Source organism: Desulfococcus sp. (assembly GCF_041737845.1).
In the GTDB taxonomy this organism is placed as follows: Bacteria; Desulfobacterota; Desulfobacteria; order Desulfobacterales; family Desulfococcaceae; genus Desulfococcus.
In genome coordinates this window covers 21,884-32,333 of sequence record NZ_JBGSQX010000056.1, presented here as the reverse complement: position 1 = coordinate 32,333, position 10,450 = coordinate 21,884, and the positions used below count along the sequence as shown (strand labels likewise).

Genomic DNA, 10,450 nt, shown 5'->3' with positions numbered 1-10,450 from the left:
TGCATGTGTTAAGCACGCCGCCAGCGTTCATTCTGAGCCAGGATCAAACTCGCCAATTAAACCTAAATAGCCTTATTGGCACTCAAAACTCTTAGACAAGAGCCTAACTTGTTGTCACTATCTGGTTTTCAAAGATCAAAGATTCCGATGGGTTAATGTCACGGATACCCACCGGTTCACTCAAAAAGCTCGGCATATATATACGGCTGCCGGTATTGCGTCAAGCCTTTTTTAATAAATTTTTAACACGGATTCGCTAAATGATGCAACTAGTTGTTATCAATATCTTTTATTTATCCATCAGGGTGTTGCCCATGACTCGGCTTGGGGTATTTTCAACTTTTGGACGACTTCGGGCCGCTTTTATTGTCACTCTGCCAAACAAAAGATCGCTCTAAAATAGCTCTTGAAAATATCTTTGAACTGTATTAAAAGGACAACTCATATGCAGGCCAGTAGCATAGCTGGTCAATGCGACGGACTCCAAATCCGTAGATCGTGGGTTCAAATCCTACCTGGCCTGCCACTTACAGAACACACAAGGCTGTGGCCTCAGGCTGCAGCCTTTTTTTTATGTCATCGAGTTTTTCTGCGGAAAATCTGTAATAAAATGTAATGATTCCCGGTTTAGATGCATTCCCGCGGTGTCGGAAAAAACAGCTCCACCCGGGTTTCACCGCTCTTTGTGCACGACTCGGGGCTGGTGCAGTGCCCACACCGGGAAATGCGTCCCGGGCAGCCCCCCGCCCGAGCGAGGGGGCAGCATCGCGAGTTCATGTGGATGCCGAACCCGTAGCGTTCAGAAAAGATCCTGATCCTCAGCAGATCAAGCCCTTTTCCGCCGGCGTTGAAATCGAAAGGCTTTCCGGTGCTGTAGGCCTTCGGATCCTGGACCGGAAAGAGGCCCTCAAAAATCCTCGGCTGGAAGGCCTCCGGGATGCCCACCCCGAAATCATGCACCGCGAGCAGGATGCCCGTCGCCTTTTCCGTAATCGAAATGACGATCTCGCCTTCATCGGGGGTGTTTTCCACCGCATTTCGTATGAGCCCGTCCACAATCTTTTCAAGATGGGCTTTGGGCATGCAGATCCCCCCCTCCGCATCCTCATCAATCCGGATACGGACCTCACGGTGGGAAAACAGCGGCGTCAGGGATGCGACGCGATCCTTCACGAACGGTACGATATGGATGGTTTCAGGGCTTACGGCGTTCAACCCCATGGCCTCGCGGAGCCGGCCCCTGACCCTCTCCATAAAACCTTCTTTCCCGGCCTCTTCCGCGGCAATCAGCGCCAACTGGTCCGCATACTGCTCTAAAATTGCCGCCATCTCCCGTCGCCCATCCCCGTGACGGTCCTTCATGATATCGTCCACCTCGGCCTGGATGTCGGCGATCCGCCGAAGGTTCCGCCGGATCATCCCCATGGGCGTCTGCCACTCCTCCAGGGACACCCCCGCAAGAGCGTCCTCCAGGAGGCCGAGGGCCCCGCCCAGGATCGACACCGGCGTTTTCAATTCATGGGACAGGTGGTTGATGGCCCTGTCCTTGGCCTGGTTCAGGGCCGACACCTCTTCGTAGGCCCGCTTCAATTCATCCGATATCCTGGCGTTTTCGATGGAGATCGCCACGGTTCCGGCGATGGTGTTCAGCAGGTCGACATCCTTGAGGGTGAATTTTCCCTCGATCCTGTTGGTCGCCGCCAGAACGCCCATGGTCCGTCCGCCGATTTGAATCGGGATCTCGATCAGATTTCGCGTTCGATATCCGAGCTTCCGGTCGCGTTCCGGGTAGGCGCTCGAATGTTCGATGTTATTGATGATGATCGGCTTGCCTGTCCGGATGACCTGGACGGCGGCGATCTGGTCAAAATCGAACCGAAGCCCCTTGACCCGTTTCTGAATATCGGCGTCACCGTAGGAGGATCCGCCAAAATAGTATTCTTTCGTGTGTTCGTCGAGGAGGATGACCAGGGCGCCCTCGGTGTCCATCAGCGCCCGGACCTCGCTGCTGATGTAATCCAGGAGATCCCCCAGGTCCCGGTGCTCGGGAAGCGCCAGGCTGATGCGGAGCATGGCCTGGTTCTGGGCGGCGGCCTGCCTTTCCCGCGTGATGTCCTGGAGGGTGACAATGGCCCCTTCGACCTTCCCGTCCGGGCTCTTGAGGGGGGCCGCCGTAAAAAACAACCACTTGCCCTCTTCTCCCAGATCCGGGAAAAAGTCCTCCGCCTCATAAGCGCCGGGAATGACCCTCGACGGGCGGTACTTTCCCCTGTAATATTCGTCGAATTTTTCCCTGGGCATGCGGTCGATGATCAAGTCCGCCATGATGGGCCGCTCATGGGCGTAAAACGGCTGCCACTGGCGCCGCGTCCCGATGATGTCCGAAGCCCGTATCCCGGTGAGGTTCTCGCACGCCCGGTTGAAATGGGTCACCCGGTGGCGCCGGTCGACCGCAAAGGTCGGGACGGCGCTGCTCAGAATCATCCGGGACATCTCCATGCCGCACCCGAATGAATCGGTGTGGATACCCGATGGAAGGCCTTCTTTTTCATGGGGTTCTTTCATGCGCTTTCCCATGCTCCCCGTCTTGTTGACATCAGGGTCGTCCCGCACTCTTTGGTCAGAGAGGCCAGAATACCGGGATCATCCACGCGCCGGCCATGACGACCATGATGCTGAGGGGAACGCCCAGCTTCAGGTAGTCGGTAAACCGGTAGCCGCCGGGTCCGTATACCAGGAGATTGGTCTGGTAGCCGATGGGCGTCGCAAAGCAGGCGCTCGCGCCAAAACAGACCCCCACGATAAAAGGTTTGGGATCCACGCCCAACTGGAGCGCGGTGGAGATAGCGATGGGCAGCAGAAGTACGGCTGTTGCGTTGTTGCTCAGCAGTTGCGTGCTGATGCTGGTCATCAGAATAAAAAACGCGAGAATCCCCCGGGGAGAAAAATCGGAAACCAGCCCCAGAAACAGCTCGGCGTAATACCGGCTGGCACCGGTCTTCTCCATGGCGGCGCCCAGGGCGATGGCGCCCGCGATGAGCACGAGCACATTCCCCTGGAGCGCCCGGTAGATCTCCCGAACCTGGAGGCATCGCGTCAGAAGCATCAGGCAAACGGCGGTCAGGGACGCGACCAGAATGTCCAGGATGCCTGTCGATGCAAGGAAGACCATACCGCCGAAAATGAGTACGGCCCGACGCGCCTTGTTCCGGTGAAGGATTTTGTGGTAGACATCCTCTACCACGATGACATCGGGCTGGGCGCGAAGCTCCTCGATCCTTCGCCAGGGAACGCTCACCAGCAGCACATCCCCCATCTTCAGCCGGATGTCGAGCAGTTTGGCCTCCGTGTAGTGCAGCCCGCTTCTCTCGACGGCAATGACATGGATACCCGGATCATTGAAAAGGTAAATTTCCCGCAGCCGCTGGCCGATCATGTCGGATTGGGGCGCGATGATGGTTTCGACCGTGACGTTTTCCGTTCCGATCCCGGCCAGGTCCGCCCCGTTTTCCGCATGGGGCAGTTCCACGCCGGCTTCCTGAAGCAGGAGAACCAGATCATTGGCGTCTCCCTTGACCAGGAGGTGATCGCCATGGGAGATGGAGAGGCGATTCCGGGACACCTGGGTGGTGCGGGTCTGCCGGATCAGCTCGATGGCGTCGATGGTCGGATAAAAGGCCTGAAAAAATTCCGGAGGATCCTTCCCGATGAGCCGGCTGCCCTTCCCGATCCGGATCTCCGTCAGGTATTTCTTGCGGTCAGAGCGCTCCAGTTCGCAGGTCGGGTTCATATTGTCCGGCAGCAGCCGGGGGCCTGCAGCCAGCAGAAAAACAAACCCCAGCACCGCCAGGGGAACGCCGACCTTCGCGAGTTCGAACATCGCAAAGGCGCCGTACCCGAATCTGGCGCTCAGATCGCTCACGATGATATTGGTCGACGTGCCGATCAGGGTGCAGGTTCCCCCCAGAATGGAAGCGTAAGACAGGGGGATGAGAAATTTTGACGGGCTGAGGCCGAACTGGCAGCCCATGCCCATGATAACGGGAATGAAGAGAACGACAATGGGGGTGTTGTTGATGAACGCGGAGGAAACGACGGTCATGAGGAGCATCAGCAGCATGGCCCTGCCCCCGTCTCCCCGGGCCGCCGCCATGACCTTGTCGCTGAGAAGTTCGACGGCCCCCGTCCGCGTCATGCCCTTGCTGACGACGAACATGGCGGCCACGGTGACGACGGCGGGATTGGCAAACCCCGCCACCGCCTCGATGGGCGTGAGAATCCCCGTCAGCGCCAGGACGGTAACAACGCCGATGGCCGTGATGTCGACGGAGATTTTTTCCGTCACGAGAAGAATGAAGGTGGCCAGCAGAATGGCGCTGACGATCCAGATCTCCATATGCGCTTCTCCCCTGCCACCGCAAATCGAGGCGGCGTGATGACGATTCAACACATATCAGGCCCCTTAGAATAACCATCCTGCCCCGCCTTGCCTATGGCGAGCCGCGGTTTTTTGTAAAACAGCCTTCGCCGCCGCCCTCGTTCATCCGGGCATCAACTGCAAGGAAGCGGTCATTTCAATTGACATTTGGAACCGGCCAAATTAGTTCGTTTACAGCAGCGCAGGGGACATTCAATCGTTTTTTGTCTGAACCCTGACATTATCTTCATCAAAGGAGAACGCGATGAAAACCATACTGGGCATCATCGGATCGCCCCGAAAGCTGGGAAACTGCGAAATCATGGTCAAGGAGATCAGCCGCAACATCGCTGAACCCCACGATCTCCGGCTGCTCCGGCTCACGGATTTCGACATTCGCCCCTGCACGGGCTGCTATGCCTGCCTGTTCCAGAAAGGGGGCTGCGTCATCCAGGACGACTTCCAGACGGCCGTGGACGCCGTCCTCGCCGCGGACGCCCTGATCGTCTCGGCCCCCACCTATTTCCTCGGCCCCAACGCCGGGCTCAAGCGCTTCCTGGACCGGGGGATCGCCCTCTATCCCCATTCGGAAAAGCTCTGGGGCAAGCCCGCCGTCGGGATCGGCATTGCGGGCATTCCAGGCCGGGAGGGATACACCCTGCTCGGCATCGAGAGCTTTCTGAAGCTGATGCTGGCGGATGTCAAAACCTGTCGCCTCTTCTACGGTGCTCTGCCCGGCGAGGTCTTCATGGACGGAGCGAACCGGGCCGCGGCAAAGGAAATCGCCCATGCCCTTTTCGCGCCACCGGCCCCGAAGTCCGGCCCCCGCTGCCCCCTCTGCGGGGGCGACACCTTCCGCTTTCTCGGGGAAAACCGGGTCCGCTGCATGCTCTGCAGCAACGCCGGCACCATCCGCCTTTCCGAGGGCGCGGCCGTGCTGGACACCAAGCGGGCCGGTCACGAGCTGTTTTTGACCCGCGAGGACGCCGTCGCGCACCGGGAGTGGCTGGTGGGCATGAAGGCGCGGTTCATGGCCCACAAGAACGAACTCAAACAGATCAGCCAGGACTATCGTCACGAGGGGACGTGGGTCCGCCCGGAGGCGCCCGGCCCCGAAAGCGCCGAGAGCCCGGCCCCGGAACCGCGGGACCGCGACAGGTGACCGGCCCGTCCTCCATCCGGCGCCGGCGCGGGGGACCGACAATGGCCGCCCGTGACATCCGCCGCTCTTGAGGCCGGCATCCCATTCACAACCGACAGGAGGTGTTCCCGACATGCTTTTCAACCCCAGCAAAGCGACCTTCGACCATCTGGACGAGCGGTCCGGAGAGATCATGCGCAAGACCATTGCCTTCTTCGAAACCAAGGGAAAGCAGCGGCTCAAGCACGATTATCACCACATGGTGTGGTACGATGATTTTCTGGACTTCATCCGGGAGAACCGGATCTTCGCCACCCTCCTCACCCCGGCCCCCTATGCCGAAGGGGATCCCGACGCCCGGTGGGACACCGCCCGGATCTGCGACTTCAACGAGATCCTGGGCTTTTACGGTCTGCCCTACTGGTATGCCTGGCAGGTGAGCATCCTGGGCCTGGGCCCTATCTGGATGAGCCCCAACGAGACCGCCAAGAAAAAGGCGGCCCGGCTCCTCAGGAGCGGGCACATCTTCGCCTTCGGCCTGTCCGAAAAGGCCCACGGCGCGGACCTCTATTCTTCGGAGATGAGCGTAACCCCCCTGGGGGGCGGCCGGTATGTCGCCGACGGCGGCAAATACTACATCGGCAACGGCAACCAGGCGGCCATGGTCTCCACCTTCGCCAAGAACTCGGAGACGGATGAATACGTATTCTTTGCCGCGGATTCCCGGCATGAGAACTACGCCTGCATCCAGAACGTGGTCGCCTGGCAGGGCTACGTCTCCGAATACGCCCTGAACGGCTACCCCCTTGCCGACGAAGACATCCTCTCCACCGGCCGGGAAGCCTGGGACGCCGCCCTCAACACGGTCAACGTGGGCAAGTTCAACCTGGGGTGGGCCGCCATCGGCATCTGCACCCACGCCTTCTTCGAAGCCCTCAACCACGCCTCCCGGAGGAACCTCTACGGCCGCTGGGTGACGGATTTCCCCCATATCCGCCGGCTCTTCACCGATGCCTACCTCCGGCTCGTCTCCATGAAGCTCTTCGCCTCGAGGGCCGTCGACTACCTGCGCTCGGCCTCCCCCGAAGACCGGCGCTACCTGCTCTACAACCCCATGGTCAAGATGAAGGTGACCACCCAGGGGGAGGAGGTCATCAACCTCCTCTGGGACGTCATCGCCGCCCGCGGGTTCGAGAAGGACACCTACTTCGAGATGGCGGCCAAGGAGATCCGCGCCCTGCCCAAGCTCGAGGGGACGGTCCACGTCAACATGGCCCTCATCGTCAAGTTCATGGCCAATTATTTCTTCAATCCTGCGGGCTTCCCGAAAATCCCCCGGCGGGACGACCCCGCCGACGACGCCTTCCTCTTCCGCCAGGGACCCACCCGCGGCCTGGGCGGCATCCGGTTCCACGACCCCGAGATCGCCTACGGCAGCGTGGACCTGCCCAACGTGGCGCGCTTCAGGGAGCAGATCGACCAGTTCCGGCGGCTTCTCCTCGAGGCCCCGCCCGGCAAGGCCCAGACCGAGGACATCGACTTCCTCCTGAACCTGGGGGAAGTGTTCACCCTCACCGTCTACGGCCAGTTGATCATCGAGAAGGCCGGCATGGAAGGCCTGGACCCGGATCTCCTCGACCAGATCTTCGACGTCATGATCCGGGATTTCTCCAGGGTTGCCCTCCAGATCTACAGCAAGACCAGCAGCACGCCGGAGCAGATGGCCATCTGCCTCGGGATGATCCGGAAGCCGGTGCCCGATGACCGCCGCTTCCAGAAGATCTGGACCGAACGCGTCCTGGCGGAGAAAGACGCCTACGAGATGAGACCGTAACATCCGCGGCTCGAGGCAGGGCCGCGCATCGACATGTCAACCATGAACCATGAAGGGAAAGGAGGCAGGGGGGATGTATCCATACGAAAAACCGGACAATCTGGTGGAACTGATCGAAACCAGCGTCACCCGGTACCCGGACAATCCTTTTTTCGGGACAAAGACCCGTTCGGGTGAATATGAATGGATGACCTACAGGGAGGCCGGCCTGCGAATCGACAATCTCCGGGCGGGGCTTGCCCTCCTGGGCGTGGGCAGGGGCGACGCCGTGGGAATCATCGCCAACAACCGGGCCGAGTGGGCCATCACCGCCTTTGCCGTCTACGGATTGGGGGCGCGGTTCATCCCCATGTACGAGAACGAGCTGGTCAAGGTCTGGCGCTACATCATCCAGGACAGCGGCATCAAGGTGCTTTTCGTTGCCAACGATCACATCCATGGGGATGTCGAGCGCTTCAGGAGCGAAACCCCGTCGCTTGCGCATGTTTTCGTCATCGCCGACCCGGAGGGACCGGCCGTCGGCGAGAAGAGCACGGCCGCCCTGGAAAGGAGCGGCGAGGACCGTCCGACGCCCTCCATCCATCCAGGCCCTCAGGACACAGCCGTCCTGATCTACACCTCGGGGACCACCGGAAGCCCCAAGGGCGTCCTGCTCACCCACGGCAACTTCACGAGCAACGTCCTGGCCGGCGCCAGGCTCTACCCGCACCTGAACGCATCCGACCGGAGCCTCTCCATCCTGCCCTGGGCCCACTCCTTCGGTCAGACCGGCGAGCTCTATCTCTTTTCCATGATCGGGGGCGCCATCGGCTTCATCGAAAGCGCCGCCACCATCGTGGAGGACATGGCCAAGGTCCGACCCACCTTTCTCATCGCCGTCCCCAGGGTGTTCAACCGGATCTACAACGCCCTGTGGCAGCAGATCACCCTAAAGGGCGGCCTGGCCAAACGCCTCTTCACCATGGGGCTTGATGCGGCCGAAACCCGAAGGCGGCTGGCGGCCGAGGGAGAGACGCCGGACCTCGTCACACGGCTCAGGTTCATGATCGCGGACCTTCTGGTCTTCCGGAAAATCCGCGAAAAATTCGGCGGAAGGCTTCATGGAGCCATCACCGGCAGCGCCACCATGAACGTGGAGATCGGCCATTTCTTCGCGGATATCGGCATCCCGGTTTACGATTGCTACGGCCTGACCGAAACGGCCCCGGCCGTCACCATGAACTGCCCGGCGGCCAACCGCCCCGGCAGCGTCGGGCGGCCCATCGACAAGGTCAAAGTCGTCATCGACCGGACGTACGGTTCTGAAGACTTCGACGACGGGGAAATTGTCGTTTACGGCCCCAACGTCATGAAAGGCTACCACAATCTCCCCGAGGCCACGGCGGCCGTTTTCACCCAGGACGGCGGATTCCGGACCGGGGACCGGGGGCGGATCGACCCGGACGGCTACCTCTTCATCACCGGCCGGATCAAGGAGCAGTACAAGCTCGAAAACGGCAAGTACGTCTTCCCGGCGGCCCTCGAAGAAGAGATCAAGCTGCTGCCGTGGGTCCTGAATGCCATGGTCTATGGCGAAGGGCGGGCCTGGAACGTCTGCCTCCTGGCCTATGACGCGGAGACCTATCGGGAGTGGGTCCGGAAGCAGGACCCGGCCGGCGGCACGCCGGAACCAACGATGGAATCCATCGGCCGCACGGTGGCCGATTTCCTCAAGGGAAAATTCGGCGGCTACGAGATCCCAAAAAAATTCATCCTCCTTTCCGAGGACTTTACCCTGGACAACGGCATGCTGACCCAGACCATGAAACTCAAGCGACGGGCGGTCCTCGACGCTTACATGAAAAAGATCGAGGCGGCCTACGCCGCTTGAACGTCCCCGCCGGGGGGCCGGCCGCACAACATTTTCGGCCCCCCCAGGCCCGAAGCCCATGCGCCGCGGGTTTTTTTGGGGATGTCAACCACCAAACCCAACGAGGATACCACCATGAGATTACGGCACGTGTGGCTTGCATTGCTGACGCTGTTGATGATGCCCTTACCCGCCTGCGTCGGCGCCGAACAAAAAGCGGCGATGATCGAGGGAAAGACCATGGGCACCACCTTCCATATCACGGTCGTGACAAAAGCCGACACGGTTGATCTCGAACGCAGGATCAACGAGCGGCTGGCCCAGATCAACAGGAGCATGTCGACCTACGATCCCGAGAGCGAAATCAGCCGCTTCAACCAGACCGATGCCGGCCGCCCCTTTCCCGTATCGGCGGATTTCCTGCAAGTCATGACCGTGGCCGCCAAGCTTCATGCCCTCACCGACGGCGCCTGGGACGGAACGGTCAACCCCCTGGTCAACCTCTGGGGCTTCGGGAGCAGGAAGGTCGCGCCCCGGGTTCCCGACCCGAAGGAGATCGACGCCCTCCTGCCCGACGTCGGCTTCCGGCACATCACGGTATCCAAGGACGCCACCCTGAGCAAGGACCTCGGCAGGGTCTCCGTCGACCTGGCCTCCATCGCCAAGGGGTACGGGGTGGACCAGGCGGCGGCCGTGATCTCGGCCTCGGGCATCGACCATTTTATTGTGGAGATCGGCGGGGAGGTTTATGCCAAAGGACTGCGGCCCGACGGGAAGCCCTGGCGCATCGGCATCAACACCCCGAAGCCCATGGCGGGCGCGACCGAGGTCTACAAAGTGGTGGCCCTCTCCGACCGGGCGCTGGCCACCAGCGGCGACTACCGCATTTTTTTCATGTCCGGCGGCCGGCAGTACGCCCACATCCTGGATCCCCGAACCGGGCGGGCCGTTGAAAACGGCGTGGTCAGCGCCAGCGTCATCGCGCCGACCTGCACCTTCGCCGACGGTCTGGCCACGGCCCTGGTGGTCATGGGTCCGGAAAAAGGCCTGGCCCTGGTCAACCGGCTTCCGGACGTGGAATGCCTGATCATTGTCGAGGACGGCGGCGGAACGTTTGTGGAGCACCCGTCCCGGGGGTTCCGGCCCGAACCCTGAGCAGCGCCTCCGTGCTTCGGCCCATGAAGAAGTTGTTGACAACCCGGGACAATT

At 60.8% G+C, this 10,450-nt stretch carries 6 protein-coding genes and 1 tRNA gene; 5 read left to right on the top strand and 2 right to left on the bottom strand.

Annotation, left to right across the window (positions count from 1 at the left end):
- Positions 1 to 449: 449 nt before the first annotated feature.
- A tRNA-Trp gene (locus ACEW8N_RS06320) sits at positions 450 to 526 on the top strand.
- Positions 527 to 627: 101 nt separating this feature from the next.
- On the opposite strand, the gene ACEW8N_RS06315 is transcribed toward ACEW8N_RS06320, so the two are convergent.
- Entirely contained in the window at positions 628 to 2,565 is a 1,938-nt protein-coding gene (locus ACEW8N_RS06315; protein ID WP_373498959.1) for a GAF domain-containing protein, read from the bottom strand.
- Positions 2,566 to 2,620: 55 nt separating this feature from the next.
- Positions 2,621 to 4,396 (bottom strand): SLC13 family permease, encoded by a 1,776-nt coding sequence (locus ACEW8N_RS06310; RefSeq protein ID WP_373498958.1) that lies wholly within the window; start codon positions 4,394 to 4,396, stop codon positions 2,621 to 2,623.
- A 286-nt stretch (positions 4,397 to 4,682) separates the two neighbouring features.
- On the opposite strand from ACEW8N_RS06310, the gene ACEW8N_RS06305 reads away from it, so the two are divergent.
- The 4 genes from ACEW8N_RS06305 to ACEW8N_RS06290 all read left to right on the top strand — a co-directional run bounded on the left by ACEW8N_RS06305 (position 4,683) and on the right by ACEW8N_RS06290 (position 10,396).
- Complete coding sequence (locus tag ACEW8N_RS06305; protein WP_373498957.1) at positions 4,683 to 5,579, top strand: flavodoxin family protein; 897 nt, start codon at positions 4,683 to 4,685, stop codon at positions 5,577 to 5,579.
- Between the two features lie 112 nt (positions 5,580 to 5,691).
- Complete coding sequence (locus ACEW8N_RS06300; RefSeq protein WP_373498956.1) at positions 5,692 to 7,392, top strand: acyl-CoA dehydrogenase family protein; 1,701 nt, start codon at positions 5,692 to 5,694, stop codon at positions 7,390 to 7,392.
- Positions 7,393 to 7,465: 73 nt separating this feature from the next.
- Positions 7,466 to 9,262, top strand: a complete 1,797-nt coding sequence (locus ACEW8N_RS06295; RefSeq protein WP_373498955.1) for a long-chain fatty acid--CoA ligase — start codon at positions 7,466 to 7,468, stop codon at positions 9,260 to 9,262.
- 114 nt (positions 9,263 to 9,376) lie between these two features.
- Positions 9,377 to 10,396 carry an FAD:protein FMN transferase gene (locus ACEW8N_RS06290; RefSeq protein WP_373498954.1) on the top strand — a complete coding sequence of 340 codons (1,020 nt, stop codon included), beginning with the start codon at positions 9,377 to 9,379 and terminating at the stop codon, positions 10,394 to 10,396.
- Positions 10,397 to 10,450 lie beyond the last annotated feature (54 nt).

Bases quoted from the DNA above. Each gene is read 5' to 3' on its own strand.
- ACEW8N_RS06315 (WP_373498959.1), bottom strand. From the start codon at position 2,565: ATGAAAGAACCCCATGAAAAAGAAGGCCTTCCATCGGGTATCCACACC.
- ACEW8N_RS06310 (WP_373498958.1), bottom strand. From the start codon at position 4,396: ATGGAGATCTGGATCGTCAGCGCCATTCTGCTGGCCACCTTCATTCTT.
- ACEW8N_RS06305 (WP_373498957.1), top strand. From the start codon at position 4,683: ATGAAAACCATACTGGGCATCATCGGATCGCCCCGAAAGCTGGGAAAC.
- ACEW8N_RS06300 (WP_373498956.1), top strand. From the start codon at position 5,692: ATGCTTTTCAACCCCAGCAAAGCGACCTTCGACCATCTGGACGAGCGG.
- ACEW8N_RS06295 (WP_373498955.1), top strand. From the start codon at position 7,466: ATGTATCCATACGAAAAACCGGACAATCTGGTGGAACTGATCGAAACC.
- ACEW8N_RS06290 (WP_373498954.1), top strand. From the start codon at position 9,377: ATGAGATTACGGCACGTGTGGCTTGCATTGCTGACGCTGTTGATGATG.